This is a genomic window from Pantoea sp. 9140, assembly GCF_000745295.1.
GTDB lineage: Bacteria > Pseudomonadota > Gammaproteobacteria > Enterobacterales > Enterobacteriaceae > Pantoea > Pantoea vagans.
The window spans coordinates 3722940-3736003 of the sequence record NZ_JQNO01000001.1 but is presented as its reverse complement, the minus strand read 5'-3'; the positions used below and the strand labels follow the sequence as shown (position 1 = coordinate 3736003).

The window sequence follows — 13064 nt, the reverse complement described above, 5'->3', positions numbered from 1 at the left end:
AAGGCCCCCGATGACAGGGGCCGAAGCATAGCAAATTATTGACGACCGGAGGAGTAGAGTGGCAACCAGAGGGTCAGACGCAGGCCGCCCAGTGGGCTGTCATCGGCTTTAACCCAGCCGCGATGCTGCTGCACTGCTGTTTCGACAATCGCCAGGCCAAGGCCGGTACCGCCTGACTCACGATCGCGTGCTTCATCAGTACGATAGAAGGGACGGAAAATCTGTTCGCGATCTTCCGGGCTCACGCCAGGACCGTCATCATCAACGTGTACCGTGATACCAGAAATATCGACGGAGAAGCTGACGCTGATATGCGTGTGTGAATAGCGCAGCGCATTGCGGACGATATTTTCCAGCGCACTCTCCAGCGCATGAGGGTTGCCATAGAGCGGCCACGGGCCAGGCGGGTAGGGGATATCCATCTTCTTGCCCATCTGTTCCGCTTCGAAACGGGCATCTTCCAGCACCCCATTCCACAGCTGATTCGCCTTCATCGCTTCGCTGACCAGTGCATTTTTATGCTGGGTGCGTGACAGCACGAGCAGGTCGTTGATCATGCCATCAAGACGCTGTGCTTCCATCTCAATCCGCTCCAGCTCTTTACCTTCGCCCTGACGCCGACGCAGCAGCGCGGTAGCCAGTTGCAGACGGGTAAGCGGGGTACGAAGCTCATGGCTGATATCCGATAGCAGACGTTGCTGACCCGTCATCATCCGCTCCAGCGCACTGACCATCTGGTTAAAGCTGGAACCCGCCGCCAGAAACTCCTGTGGGCCCGATTCCAGTTCCGGATGCTGACGCAGGTTTCCGCTTGCGACTTCATCGGCGGCATATTTCAGCTTACGCGCCGGACGCGCCAGGCTCCAGGCGAGCCACAGCAGCAGCGGTGAGCTGATGAGCATGGTGACAATAAGCAGCAGTAACGGACGGTCAAACAGCAGGTTGACGAAATCGAGCTGGGAGCTGTTGGCGGGACGGATCATGTAAAGCTGATAGTTATCTTCGCCATCCCGGACGGCAAAAGGCCCTACCAGCTCAACACGACCATATTTCTTCTTCTGCGGATGATCGGCGTTATCAGACTGGCCGATAAAATTGCGGATAACCTGCATTTCGTTATGTTGCGCGCCAATCACCCGACCTTCACTGGTCACTAACAGCAGCCGCTGACCCGGCGGTGCCCACTTCTCCACGGCGCGAAACAGACGACGCCACCACATCAGATCGTTAGGGGGATCCTGTGACAGCTCTGCTTCGACGTGTTGCTCAATCATGATGCCCTGCCGCTGTTCACTCTCCAGCAGCGAGGTCATCTGTCGTGAATCGAGCTTGGGCACCATTAGCACCAGCATCAACACCAGCGCCAGCGTTAACCAGAAGATGGCGAAGATACGGGTGGTCAGACTTCCAATCATGATGCCGAAACCATCAGGTAGCCGCGGCCACGTAAGGTTTTAAACCAGGGATGACCGTCACGGCGTTCAGGCAGCTTGCGACGCAGATTTGAGATGTGCATATCAATGGCGCGGTCAAAAGGTGTCAGGCGCTTGCCCAGCACTTCCTGACTCAGATGCTCACGCGATACAACCTGGCCCAGGTGCTGCGCAAGCAGATAGAGCAGGGTGAACTCCGTGCCGGTGAGATCCAGCGTGACATCATCAAAACTCGCTTCCTGACGGCCAGGATTGAGCCGCAGGCAGTCCACTTCCAGTGTGGGCGAGCTATTGTCGTGTTGCTGCTGCTGTTCACTCCAGTTGGAGCGCCGCAGAATAGCGCGGATACGCGCCACCAGTTCGCGATCGTTAAACGGCTTGGGCAGATAGTCATCTGCACCCAGTTCAAGGCCCAGTACGCGATCCAGCTCGCTGCCGCGCGCCGTTAGCATGATGACGGGGGTCTGATGTTGCTGTCGCAGTTCTTTCAGGGTGTCGATACCGTTTTTCTTCGGCATCATGACATCCAGTAAAAGCAAATCAATAGAGTTATCGAGCAGGTTCAGCGCTTGTTCACCATCGCTGGCTACCACCACTTCAAACCCTTCCATTTCTAACAGTTCTTTTAAAAGCGAAGTTAATTCGCGGTCATCATCTACCAACAGGATTTTATTCATTTTTGTAGCCCTCCGCAGGCAAAATACCGTGTTCCTGGCGCACCTATCTATCGCTTTACGTAGTTTTACACCCCCTGACGGATGTTTGCAGCTGTCGCCGTACACTGGCTCTCGTTGAATCGCAAAACGGAACGAACTGGAGTACACGATGCGCAAATTAACCGCCGTCGTCCTTGCCTCAGCGATGGCTCTGAGTCTCGCCAGCGTAGGTGCTAAAGATGCGACGACGATTGACGAGATGCATCATGGCGGATTGCCGACAGGCAGTATGACGCAAAATCCGCAAAGCCACATGTTCGATGGTATCGAGCTGACTGAAGAGCAGCGTCAGCAGATGCGGGACCTGATGCAACAGGCCCGACATGAGCGCCCGGTCGTTCATATTGACGATATTGCAGCACTACACGACTTAGTGACTGCAGACCAGTTTAACGAAGCGGCCATCCGCGCAAAGGCGGAAGTCATCGCCAGAGTTCAGGTTGAACAGCAGGTTGAGATGGCGCGCGTACAGAATCAAATGTTTCAACTGCTAACGCCGGACCAGCAGGCCACGTTGCAGAAAAATTACCAGCGGCGACTTAACGAGCTGCGACAGTTTTCGAATCTGCAGTCAGTGTCATCGCTGCAGGCAGTGAGTAGTACCAGCAGTAACCAGTAACATAGTATCCCTGTTTTCCTTGCCATAGACACATCCCTGTCTTCCCCCGCCATGATGGTGGGGGTTTTTTTTATCTTTTTTTCGCTTTTTTTAATTTGACTGGAATCATCACCGCGCAACAAAACCTCCATTTTATTAGCGCTTGTTTAACGTTTGTTTGTCAGGCCCGACGATTATTGACTATTCAGGCCATAACGTAAATTTAAGCGTACCGGTAAGCATCTTAAGGCCATTTAAATACTTTAAGCCACTGAAAATTATAGGTTTATAACCTTGTGGTGTAAGCTTTTATCTTAACTATCAACGTGTTGGTTTTCCCGCGTTACGCTTGCCGGTTCAGGCGCACCCTCTACACTTAATCCTGTCACTGCAGGGAAGTTAAGTGTCTTTGCGAAGTCTCAGGGAGCAACAACCACATTATGTAGTCCTGAATGAATCTATTAACGGAGTAAGTTATGGCAGAGCATCGTGGTGGTTCAGGTAATTTCGCAGATAATCCGCAAAAAGCGTCTGAAGCCGGTAAGAAAGGCGGCCAGAGCAGCGGCGGCGGAAACTTCAAAAACGATCGTGAAAAAGCATCAGAAGCAGGAAAAAAGGGCGGCAAAAAGTAATCGCCGCGTCTTTCTCAGCCCAGACCAGCACATGACTGTGGTCTGACACTGATGTGTATGACACTTTGCCCCGTCCTCCCCGAGGTCGGGGCTTGTTTTTTATGCCTGCCAGGCTTTTGCAAAAGAAACTGAGCCGTTGAATGACCCGCTAAGCACTGCCCGCCTCCTGGTGTTAAACTTTAGCCATTCTTTCATTTGAGTACGCATCGTCGCTGATGCTGCATAGGGAATCTGGCATGCAACCCTCTTATGGCCGACTGGTAAAGCGTGCTGCGCTGGCCGCCACCATTCTTGCATCTGTGCTGTTAATCGTGAAAATTTTTGCCTGGTGGTACACCGGTTCGGTGAGTTTGCTGGCCTCACTGGTGGACTCGCTGGTGGATATCGCTGCCTCGCTGACCAATCTGCTGGTGGTGCGTTATGCGCTGCAGCCTGCCGACGAAGATCACACGTTCGGGCACGGCAAAGCAGAGTCGCTGGCAGCACTGGCGCAAAGTATGTTTATCTCCGGCTCGGCACTGTTTCTGTTTCTGACCGGCCTGCAGCATCTTGCTTCGCCCAGCGAGATGCGGGCACCCGGCGTTGGTATTGTGGTGACCGTTGTGGCACTGAGCTCAACGCTGGTGCTGGTCGCCTTTCAGCGCTGGGTGGTGCGTAAAACCCGCAGCCAGGCGATTCGGGCTGACATGCTGCACTATCAGTCGGACGTCATCATGAATGGTGCCATTCTGATCGCGCTGGTTCTGAGCAGCTATGGCTTTGCGCGGGCAGATGCCCTGTTCGCGCTGGGGATTGGCATTTTCATTCTCTACAGTGCGTTGCGTATGGGCTATGAGGCGGTGCAGTCATTGCTGGATCGCGCGCTACCGGAAGAGGAGCGGCAGCAGATTCTGACGCTGGCGACAAACTGGCCACAGGTGCAGGGCGTCCACGATCTGCGAACCCGCCAGTCCGGCCCGACTAAATTTATTCAGCTACATCTGGAACTGGAAGACCAGTTGCCACTGGTGCAGGCGCACCGGGTAGCCGATCAGGTTGAGAAGGCGTTGCGCAAAGAATTTCCTGGGTCAGACGTAATTATCCATCAGGATCCCTGTTCTGTGGTACCGTTCGAGAGAGAGGATTCTTTAGGTTTTTAACGTAAATGAATCAAATCGATACGAAAGGAATGACGTAACGCTAACATTGCTGCAAAAAATAGTGAAAAGTTGTCTGACCTGAATCAATTCAGCAGCAAGCCTTTGATATACTATCTGCCATCACATGTCGCGCTAATCGTAAAATGACCTTCAGCAGCGATCGACAGGCAGGATTAACCCTTAGTTTTGAACAATCCAGAGGTTGTCATGATCAAAAAAATTGGTGTATTAACCAGCGGCGGTGACGCCCCAGGCATGAACGCAGCTATTCGTGGAGTGGTTCGTTCCGCGCTGAGTGAAGGACTGGAAGTTTTTGGGATCTATGACGGTTATCTGGGATTGTACGAAGATCGCATGATCAATCTTGATCGCTACAGCGTCTCCGACATGATTAACCGTGGCGGCACATTCCTGGGCTCAGCGCGTTTCCCTGAGTTCCGTAATGAAGATGTGCGCCAGGTTGCCATTGAGAACATGAAAAAGCGCGGCATCGATGCGCTGGTTGTAATTGGTGGTGATGGTTCTTACATGGGTGCTAAGCGCCTGACTGAAATGGGCTTCCCCTGCATCGGTCTGCCAGGCACCATCGATAATGACGTGGCCGGAACGGATTACACCATCGGTTATTTCACTGCCCTGGAAACCGTGGTTGAAGCGATTGACCGCCTGCGTGATACCTCTTCTTCGCATCAGCGTATTTCGATTGTTGAAGTGATGGGCCGCTATTGTGGAGATCTGACCCTGGCAGCGGCGATTGCCGGTGGCTGTGAGTTCATCGTCCTGCCAGAGTTCCCGTATACCCGCGAAGAGCTGGTTGCGGAAATCAAAGCGGGCATCGCCAAAGGTAAAAAGCACGCTATCGTGGCGATTACCGAGCACATCTGCGATATCGACGATCTGGCGCGTTTCATTGAAACAGAGACCAAACGTGAAACCCGTTCGACCGTTCTGGGCCATATTCAGCGTGGTGGGGCACCTTGTGCTTATGACCGTATCCTGGCGTCACGCATGGGCGCTTACTCCATTGAACTGCTGATGCAGGGTTACGGCGGCCGTTGTGTCGGTATTCAGAACGAGAAGATGGTGCATCACGATATCGTCGACGCCATTGAAAACATGAAGCGTCCGTTCAAGCGCGACTGGCTGGACACCGCGAAAAAGCTCTATTAATTCCCCTGCGGGGGTGTGCTGCACAGCATGCCCCGGCATTTTCCTTCTATATTCCCCGCGGTTATAACAGCTTATTTTTAATTCTTTTAGCTCTGTAATAGTTTATGTCACGCTTAGCCCATAACGACATTGGGAGAGTGCGTAATGAACAAGTGGAGTATTGGCGTTACCCTGTTGCTGGCCTCAACCAGCGTGCTGGCGAAAGACATTCAGCTGTTAAACGTTTCCTATGATCCAACGCGTGAGCTGTACGAACAGTACAACAAAGCGTTCAGTGCGCACTATAAACAGGAAACCGGCGACAATGTCGTGGTCCGCCAGTCGCATGGTGGCTCTGGCAAGCAGGCGACCTCCGTGATTAACGGCATCCGTGCGGATGTGGTCACACTGGCGCTGCAATCGGATGTTGATGCCATTGCCGAACGTGGTCGTATTGATAAGAACTGGATCAAGCGTCTGCCGGACAACTCTGCGCCTTACACCTCGACCATTGTCTTCCTGGTTCGTAAAGATAACCCTAAGGGTATCCATGACTGGAGTGACCTGACCAAACCTGGCGTATCTGTGATTACCCCGAACCCGAAAACGTCCGGCGGCGCACGCTGGAACTATCTGGCGGCCTGGGGCTGGGCACTGGATCATAACAACGGCGATCAGGCCAAAGCACTGGCTTACGTCAGAGCGCTCTTCAAAAACGTTGAAGTACAGGATTCGGGTGCACGCGGCGCAACCAACACATTTGTTGAGCGCGGGATTGGTGATGTGCTGATCGCCTGGGAAAACGAAGCTTATCTGGCCGTTAACAAACTGGGCAAAGATAAGTTCGAAATTGTTACCCCGAGCGAATCGATTCTGGCTGAACCGACCGTGTCGGTGGTCGACAAAGTTGTGGATGAAAAGGGCACGCGTAAAGTTGCCGATGCTTATCTGAAATATCTCTACTCGCCAGAAGGCCAGACCATTGCTGCACAGAATTACTATCGTCCGCGTGATGCTGAAATCGCGAAGAAATTTGCCAGCACCTTTGCGCCAGTGAAGCTGTTTACCATTCAGGACAAATTTGGTGGCTGGGCGCAGGCTCAGAAAGCCCACTTCGCCGATGGCGGCAGCTATGACGAGGTCATGAAACCATAGTGTATTGCGGTCAGCGCGCTCTGCGCTGACCGCTTATCCGCCACTATCACGTCTTTTCTCTTCTCTGCCCAGCCGCCAGTTCATCAGCCCGAATTCCCCGTGACATTCCTTTCTCGCCAGGCGAGGATGCAGGCTGCTAAACCATTCAGGAAGCGTTGTTATGCCGACCAATCGTCGTGCAACCCGCCTGGTTGCCGTTCTGCTGGCGCTGGTTGTTGTGGGGATGCTGGCCGCCGCACTGCATTTCAAAAAGAACAGTGATGCACTCTGGCAGATCGTCAGCGAGAAATGCCTGCCTCATCAGCAAAGCAGCGGAGACCCTGCGCCCTGCCAGCGTGTCGACCAGCTACATCGCTATGCCATGCTGAAAGATATGAATGGGCCGTTGCAGTATCTGCTGATCCCGCTCGACAAAATCACCGGTATCGAAAGCCCCCGGTTACTGCAACCCGCGACGCCCGACTATTTTGCCCTTGCGTGGCATGAACGAACCCTGCTTGCACAGCGACGCGGCTCACCCATTGCTGATCGGGTTCTGTCACTGGCGATCAATTCACAGTATGGCCGCACGCAGAACCAGCTCCATATTCATCTCTCCTGTCTGCGACCCGATGTGCGTCAACAGCTGGATCAGCTGACGCCGCAGCTGGGCGGTCAGTGGCAGGAACACATGCTACGTAAGCACCGCTACTGGCTGCGAACCCTGACGGCAGATGAGCTGACTCAGCAGAGTGCCTTTATCCGGCTTGCCGATGAACGGCCACAGGCACGCACAGAGATGGGGAAATATGGGCTGGCATTGGCTGAATTAAGCGATGGGCGACTGGTGTTAATGGCGATAGAGCGGAACTGGCTGCTACTGAACAGTGGTTCGGCGGAGGAGTTGCAGAATCACGCCTGTCAGCTGATTGCGCCCATAAAAAAGGCGGCTTAAGCGCCGCCTCTGACCGGAATGCTAATGCTTAAGCGCTTTTTGCAGCCGCCGCAGCTTTAACGATTACCGCGAAAGCATCTGCTTTCAGTGACGCACCGCCAACCAGCGCGCCATCGATGTCAGGCTGGGTGAACAGCTCAGCAGAATTCTTATCGTTAACCGAGCCGCCGTACTGAATGATGACCTGTTCAGCGATAGCCGCATCTTTCTTCGCGATATGATCACGGATGAATTTGTGGACGGCCTGTGCCTGAGCAGGGGTCGCAGATTTGCCGGTACCGATGGCCCAGACGGGCTCATACGCGATAACCGCATCTTTGAACGCTTCAGCGCCCTGAGTTTCCAGAACGGCATCCAGCTGACGCGCGCAGACTTCTTCGGTTTTACCCGCTTCGTTTTCTGCTTCGGTTTCACCAATGCACAGCACCGGGACCAGGCCCACTGACTTCAGTACCGCGTATTTCTTCGCGATGAACTCGTCGCTCTCTTTGTGGTAAGTGCGGCGTTCTGAGTGACCGATAATGATATATTTCGCGCCGATATCTTTCAGCATTTCAGCGGAAACTTCACCGGTAAACGCGCCAGACAGGTTAACGTCTACGTTCTGCGCACCCAGTGCGATGTGGCTACCGGAGATGGCGTGTTTTGCCTGCTCGAGATAGAGCGCTGGCGGTGCAATGGCGACGCCACAACCTTCAACGCCAGAGAGTTCCTTGCGCAGACCGGCGATCAGTTCAGCTGTGATCTGCTTGCTGCCATTCAACTTCCAGTTACCCATAACCAGTGGATGTCGCATTCTATCCTCCGCATAACGCGATACATGAAAAATCGCTGCCAGCCGGCAGCGTTGTCTGCCAGACAGTATAGAGATCAAATGTAGTGATGGCTTTGCTTTTCGTCATTTTCAGCCACATCATCAGGGACTCGCGAGCGCCAGTTTGACCGGTTCGACCGCGAAGGTCAGCCCCTTGTCGCCGTTGTCAGCGACCACAAAACGCAATGCGCCGTCGACCTGCGCAAAGTAGGGTAAATCCTTACCTTCCTTCAGCAGACCCTCCAGCTTTTTACGCCCCTCGTCGGTACTTAATCCCGGTACAAAGAAGCGCAGCATGGCGGTCATGTAGGCCAGTGCTTTTTGCTGCGAGGCGCTCTGGTCCGGGCCAGGTAGTGGCAGCCAGGTAATCTGCAGCGTCTTGATTTTGCCGGTGCCGGGCTCCAGCGCGGTTGAGGCATAGAGCGTTTCATTGATTTTGCTGGCGGCGCGCGTCAGGTTGCTTTTATCACCCCGGTTATCAATAGCGCGATACTCCGGCAGCATCAGCGCTGCATTGGCCAGATTATATTTTTCGCGAAACTGGCCGATAGTCATATCAAAGGTGGGCGCGCCCGCCAGCAGATAAGGCGCGGTGGGCAACGCATCGGGCCGTTCCTGCGGTGGCGGATCGGCGGCAAAGACCGGAACCGTCAGCGCAAACGATAACAGCAGTGCGCCAGGCAAATTCTTCATTTTGTCGATCCTAACCCGTAAACTCAGGCGCAAATTAAAACGGTTTTTATCCGCGAGGTCAAAAGCGCGGCGGTTCTCTTATCTCTGGATGATAATGCATGACGTTACAACAATGGTGTTTTTCCTGGCGCGGCCGGCTGGGACGACGTGATTTCTGGATCTGGCAGGCGGTCTGGTTGCTGACCACGACACTTTTATTCGTCTTAGCAGCAAACGACTGGATTGATACCCAGATGGCGGCCTTTGGCGTGGTCTGCCTGCTGTGGCCCGCCAGCGCGGTTATGGTTAAACGGCTGCACGACCGCAACCGACGCGGCTACTGGGGATTTCTGGTGATTCTCGCCTGGCTGCTGGTGGCGGGAAACTGGAGCATGCTGGCGGGTGTACTGCCCTGGCTGCTGGGCCGCGCCATTCCGTTTATGCTGATAGCTGGCCTGCTGCTCGATCTCGGCGTCTTTCGCGGTACCCCCGGCGCTAACCGGTTTGGTACCGGGACGCAGCCGGTGCGATACCGGCAAACGGCTTACCAGTAATGTTCACTGGTGATATGGCCCGGCTTACGTTTCAGGTGTTTGCGCATCTCGCGCGTCTCTTTCAGTAACTGCTGCGTATCACGCACCATCTGCGGGTTGCCGCACAGCATCACATGGCTGCTGTCGGCATCCAGCGTTAATCCGGTGGCACGCTCCAGCTCGCCATTTTCGATCAGCGCCGGGACCCGGCCCGTCAGCGAACCGGGGATCGCTTCGCGACTCACTACCGTCTGGATGTGCAATTTACCGTGATAGCGCTGCTGCAGCTGCTGCATCATCGGCAAAAAGCTCAGGTCAGCCGCATAGCGCGCAGCATGCACCAGCACGATGTTTTCAAAGCGATCCAGCCCTTCGCCCTGCTGGAGCATCGACAGGTAGGGACCAATCGCGGTGCCGGTTGCCAGCATCCATAAGGTTTTGCACTCCGGGACTTCATCCAGCACAAAGAATCCCGCAGCTTCTTTGGTGACCATCACCTGATCGCCCGGCTGAAGTGCCTGCAGATGCGGACTCAGCTTGCCGTCTGGCACCGTAACCAGATAAAACTCCAGCAGGTCATCTTTCGGCGCATTAACGTAGGAGTATGCGCGCTGCACCCGCTCACCGTCGATTTCCAGCGCCAGCTTGGCAAATTGCCCGGCGATAAAGGGATCGATGGGCGCTTTTACCCGGAGACTAAACAATGCATCCGTCCAGTTTTTGACTTCCTTTACTTCACCATTGACCCACTCAGCCATAATCACTCCCTGGTTGTTGATTATTCAGGCAGGTCACTATTTTCGCGACTCGCCGGTGAGATTGCCAGCCTGCGCCCTGGCAAAGGCTCTAATCGACAAACTGTTGCTTTGTCTTTACAGGCTGGCGCATAAACTTGACAGGCGCAAGCCGGGACCTTTTCGCTTACCTCTCGCTTTGTCATCTAATCCTGATATTTTGCCCGCCATAACAAGATGACTGGCGGGTGAACCGCTGTTTTAACCTCCTTTTACAGAAAGAAATTTTGCATAATCATGATTAGTAAACTGGAAAATCGCCCACTGCTGGTGATGCTCATTGTGCTGGTGGCTGTCGGGCAGATGGCACAGACTATCTACGTTCCGGCGATGTCGGTGATGGCGGACGCCCTGAATGTGCGGGATGGCGCGCTGCAGCGAGTGATGGCGGCCTATCTGATGACCTATGGCGGATCCCAGCTGATCTACGGTCCGCTGTCAGACAGCGTGGGCCGCCGTCCGGTGATCCTGGCGGGCATGATGATCTTTATGATCGGCGCAATCACGGCTCTGATGGCGACATCACTCGATATGCTGGTGCTCGGCAGTGCTATTCAGGGGCTGGGAACCGGCGTGGCAGGCGTGATGGCCCGTACCATGCCGCGCGATCTCTACGAGGGTCACGCGCTGCGCCGCGCTAACAGCCTGCTTAATATGGGCATTTTGGTCAGCCCGCTGCTGGCGCCGGTGATTGGCGCACTGCTGACCCAGCTCTTTGGCTGGCACGCCTGTTTTGCCTTTCTGCTGCTGCTCTGTCTGGCGGTGACCGGTTCCATGGCGCGCTGGCTGCCGGAGACCCGGCCGCAGAGTGCAGAAGTGACCCCTTTCTTTAAACGTTATGCCCGCCTGCTCAGCGACGCGAATTTCGTCCGCTATATTGTGCTGCTGATTGGCGCGCTGGCCGGGATTGCGGTCTTTGAGTCGAGCTGTGGCGTTCTGCTGGGCGGCGTGCTCGGCCTGCACAGCCTCACCGTCAGCATCCTGTTCATCCTGCCGATTCCGGCTGCGTTCTTTGGTGCCTGGTTTGCCGGGCGCGAGCAGGGTTCATGGCACAGCCTGATGTGGTGGGGTGTGAATAGCTGCCTGCTGGCGGGCATTCTGATGTGGATCCCGGCGTGGTTCGGCGTGATGAATATCTGGACGCTGCTGGTCCCCGCCGCGCTGTTCTTCTTTGGTGCCGGTATGCTGTTTCCGCTGGCGACCTCAGGCGCGATGGAACCGTATGCGTGGCTGGCGGGTAGCGCGGGCGCACTGATTGGCGGCATGCAGAATCTGGGATCGGGGCTGGTGGCGTGGCTCTCAGCCATGATGCCGCAGCGCGATCAGTTCAGCCTTGGCATGCTGATGTTCTTTACCGCGCTGGTGATGCTGCTCTGCTGGTTGCCGCTCTCACGTCAGCCGGAGCGCGGCAACCAGCCGGTTACAGGATAAACGGATGGAGCGCCGGATCTTTACGGTCAAGATAGTGAATCGACTGGATGCGGCGAATGGTGCGTGATTTACCGCGAATCAGCAGCGTTTCGCTGGTGGCAATATTGCCCTGACGCGTAATGCCTTTCAGTAGTTCGCCACTGGTAATGCCGGTGGCGGCAAACACCACGTTGTCGTTGCGCGCCATCTCACTCAGCGTCAGCTTTTTACCCGCTTCAATCCCCATCTCTGCACAGCGCTGCAGCTCCTGCTCACCGAGCCGACGGTTTTCAGCGCTGTCGCCTTTCACATGATGACGTGCCAGCAACCGGCCCTGCATATCGCCGTCCAGTGCACGGATCACCGCCGCAGAGACTACGCCTTCCGGTGCGCCACCAATGCCATACATCACATCCACTTCGCTGTCCGGCATGCAGGTCAGAATCGAGGCGGCGACGTCGCCATCCGGGAAGGTAAATACCCGCACGCCCAGCTGCTGCAGCTGGCTAATCACCGCATCATGACGCGGCTTTGCCAGAATCGATACGGTCAGCTGCGACAGCGGCTTGTTCATCGCTATTGCGATATTACGCAGGTTGGTTTCCAGCGGCAGGTCGAGGTCGATCGCACCATGCGCTGCCGGACCGACAATCAGCTTCTCCATGTACATGTCAGGGGCGTGCAGAAAGCTGCCTTTATCGCCGACGGCCATCACAGCCAGTGCGTTAGCCTGGCCAAGCGCCGTCATGCGGGTGCCTTCAATCGGATCGACAGCAATATCGACCGCATCGCCGCGACCGGTACCGACTTTTTCGCCAATATAGAGCATCGGCGCTTCGTCGATTTCGCCTTCACCGATCACAATCTGACCGTCAATTTCAATGGAGTTCAGGACATGACGCATGGCATGGACTGCCGCACCGTCAGCCGCATTTTTGTCGCCGCGTCCTAACCAGTGATAGCCTGCCAGGGCGGCAGCTTCGGTTACGCGGGAAAATTCAATGGCAAGTTCTCGTTTCATGGCATCTACCTGACAAAAAACCGGCAAGCAGTGTAACACAGCGGGGCAGTGGGGCGGGGAAAAG

At 55.1% G+C, this 13064-nt stretch carries 14 protein-coding genes; 8 read left to right on the top strand and 6 right to left on the bottom strand.

The features are described from left to right. Positions 1-35 precede the first annotated feature (35 nt). Both cpxA and cpxR read right to left on the bottom strand, forming a co-directional pair. Positions 36-1415: an envelope stress sensor histidine kinase CpxA gene (gene cpxA, locus FA92_RS17345; protein WP_013359484.1), complete on the bottom strand. Its 1380-nt coding sequence runs from the start codon at positions 1413-1415 to the stop codon at positions 36-38. Continuing rightward, a complete protein-coding gene (cpxR, locus tag FA92_RS17340) occupies positions 1412-2110 on the bottom strand; it encodes an envelope stress response regulator transcription factor CpxR (RefSeq protein ID WP_009088062.1) in 699 nt (232 codons plus the stop codon). Before cpxR ends, cpxA begins: the two co-directional genes overlap by 4 nt. A gap of 148 nt (positions 2111-2258) precedes the next feature. On the opposite strand from cpxR, the gene cpxP reads away from it, so the two are divergent. The 6 genes from cpxP to FA92_RS17310 all read left to right on the top strand — a co-directional run bounded on the left by cpxP (position 2259) and on the right by FA92_RS17310 (position 7756). Beyond that, positions 2259-2768, top strand: a complete 510-nt coding sequence (gene cpxP, locus FA92_RS17335; RefSeq protein WP_033784293.1) for a cell-envelope stress modulator CpxP — start codon at positions 2259-2261, stop codon at positions 2766-2768. Positions 2769-3223: 455 nt separating this feature from the next. Next, positions 3224-3379: a KGG domain-containing protein gene (locus FA92_RS17330; protein ID WP_010258211.1), complete on the top strand. Its 156-nt coding sequence runs from the start codon at positions 3224-3226 to the stop codon at positions 3377-3379. Between the two features lie 236 nt (positions 3380-3615). Further along, complete coding sequence (gene fieF, locus FA92_RS17325) at positions 3616-4518, top strand: CDF family cation-efflux transporter FieF (protein ID WP_033784292.1); 903 nt, start codon at positions 3616-3618, stop codon at positions 4516-4518. Between the two features lie 207 nt (positions 4519-4725). Continuing rightward, on the top strand, positions 4726-5688 hold the full coding sequence (pfkA, locus tag FA92_RS17320) for a 6-phosphofructokinase (RefSeq protein ID WP_003851263.1): 963 nt from the start codon (positions 4726-4728) through the stop codon (positions 5686-5688). A 144-nt stretch (positions 5689-5832) separates the two neighbouring features. After that, the gene (locus FA92_RS17315; RefSeq protein ID WP_033784290.1) at positions 5833-6822 is read left to right on the top strand and encodes a sulfate ABC transporter substrate-binding protein; all 990 of its coding nucleotides are present in this window, start codon (positions 5833-5835) and stop codon (positions 6820-6822) included. Between the two features lie 160 nt (positions 6823-6982). Then, on the top strand, positions 6983-7756 hold the full coding sequence (locus FA92_RS17310; protein WP_033784288.1) for a CDP-diacylglycerol diphosphatase: 774 nt from the start codon (positions 6983-6985) through the stop codon (positions 7754-7756). Positions 7757-7784: 28 nt separating this feature from the next. On the opposite strand, the gene tpiA is transcribed toward FA92_RS17310, so the two are convergent. Beyond that, on the bottom strand, positions 7785-8552 hold the full coding sequence (gene tpiA, locus FA92_RS17305; RefSeq protein WP_033784287.1) for a triose-phosphate isomerase: 768 nt from the start codon (positions 8550-8552) through the stop codon (positions 7785-7787). A 120-nt stretch (positions 8553-8672) separates the two neighbouring features. Next, positions 8673-9263, bottom strand: a complete 591-nt coding sequence (locus FA92_RS17300; RefSeq protein WP_033784286.1) for a DUF1454 family protein — start codon at positions 9261-9263, stop codon at positions 8673-8675. Positions 9264-9361: 98 nt separating this feature from the next. On the opposite strand from FA92_RS17300, the gene FA92_RS17295 reads away from it, so the two are divergent. Continuing rightward, a complete protein-coding gene (locus tag FA92_RS17295) occupies positions 9362-9796 on the top strand; it encodes a DUF805 domain-containing protein (RefSeq protein ID WP_033784285.1) in 435 nt (144 codons plus the stop codon). On the opposite strand, the gene fpr is transcribed toward FA92_RS17295, so the two are convergent. Next, complete coding sequence (gene fpr, locus FA92_RS17290; RefSeq protein ID WP_013359475.1) at positions 9787-10533, bottom strand: ferredoxin--NADP(+) reductase; 747 nt, start codon at positions 10531-10533, stop codon at positions 9787-9789. The genes FA92_RS17295 and fpr overlap by 10 nt on opposite strands. Positions 10534-10806: 273 nt before the next feature. Between fpr and emrD the strand changes: the two genes are divergently transcribed. Then, positions 10807-12000, top strand: a complete 1194-nt coding sequence (gene emrD, locus FA92_RS17285) for a multidrug efflux MFS transporter EmrD (RefSeq protein WP_013359474.1) — start codon at positions 10807-10809, stop codon at positions 11998-12000. On the opposite strand, the gene glpX is transcribed toward emrD, so the two are convergent. Further along, positions 11990-13000 (bottom strand): class II fructose-bisphosphatase, encoded by a 1011-nt coding sequence (gene glpX, locus FA92_RS17280; RefSeq protein ID WP_013359473.1) that lies wholly within the window; start codon positions 12998-13000, stop codon positions 11990-11992. The two genes, emrD and glpX, sit on opposite strands and share 11 nt — an antisense overlap. Positions 13001-13064 lie beyond the last annotated feature (64 nt).

Excerpts from the sequence above, each read along its gene's own strand:
- emrD (WP_013359474.1), top strand. The coding sequence starts at position 10,807 with ATGATTAGTAAACTGGAAAATCGCCCACTGCTGGTGATGCTCATTGTG.
- fieF (WP_033784292.1), top strand. The coding sequence starts at position 3,616 with ATGCAACCCTCTTATGGCCGACTGGTAAAGCGTGCTGCGCTGGCCGCC.
- FA92_RS17330 (WP_010258211.1), top strand. The coding sequence starts at position 3,224 with ATGGCAGAGCATCGTGGTGGTTCAGGTAATTTCGCAGATAATCCGCAA.
- pfkA (WP_003851263.1), top strand. The coding sequence starts at position 4,726 with ATGATCAAAAAAATTGGTGTATTAACCAGCGGCGGTGACGCCCCAGGC.
- tpiA (WP_033784287.1), bottom strand. The coding sequence starts at position 8,552 with ATGCGACATCCACTGGTTATGGGTAACTGGAAGTTGAATGGCAGCAAG.
- FA92_RS17300 (WP_033784286.1), bottom strand. The coding sequence starts at position 9,263 with ATGAAGAATTTGCCTGGCGCACTGCTGTTATCGTTTGCGCTGACGGTT.
- FA92_RS17295 (WP_033784285.1), top strand. The coding sequence starts at position 9,362 with ATGACGTTACAACAATGGTGTTTTTCCTGGCGCGGCCGGCTGGGACGA.
- glpX (WP_013359473.1), bottom strand. The coding sequence starts at position 13,000 with ATGAAACGAGAACTTGCCATTGAATTTTCCCGCGTAACCGAAGCTGCC.
- cpxR (WP_009088062.1), bottom strand. The coding sequence starts at position 2,110 with ATGAATAAAATCCTGTTGGTAGATGATGACCGCGAATTAACTTCGCTT.
- cpxA (WP_013359484.1), bottom strand. The coding sequence starts at position 1,415 with ATGATTGGAAGTCTGACCACCCGTATCTTCGCCATCTTCTGGTTAACG.
- FA92_RS17315 (WP_033784290.1), top strand. The coding sequence starts at position 5,833 with ATGAACAAGTGGAGTATTGGCGTTACCCTGTTGCTGGCCTCAACCAGC.
- FA92_RS17310 (WP_033784288.1), top strand. The coding sequence starts at position 6,983 with ATGCCGACCAATCGTCGTGCAACCCGCCTGGTTGCCGTTCTGCTGGCG.
- fpr (WP_013359475.1), bottom strand. The coding sequence starts at position 10,533 with ATGGCTGAGTGGGTCAATGGTGAAGTAAAGGAAGTCAAAAACTGGACG.
- cpxP (WP_033784293.1), top strand. The coding sequence starts at position 2,259 with ATGCGCAAATTAACCGCCGTCGTCCTTGCCTCAGCGATGGCTCTGAGT.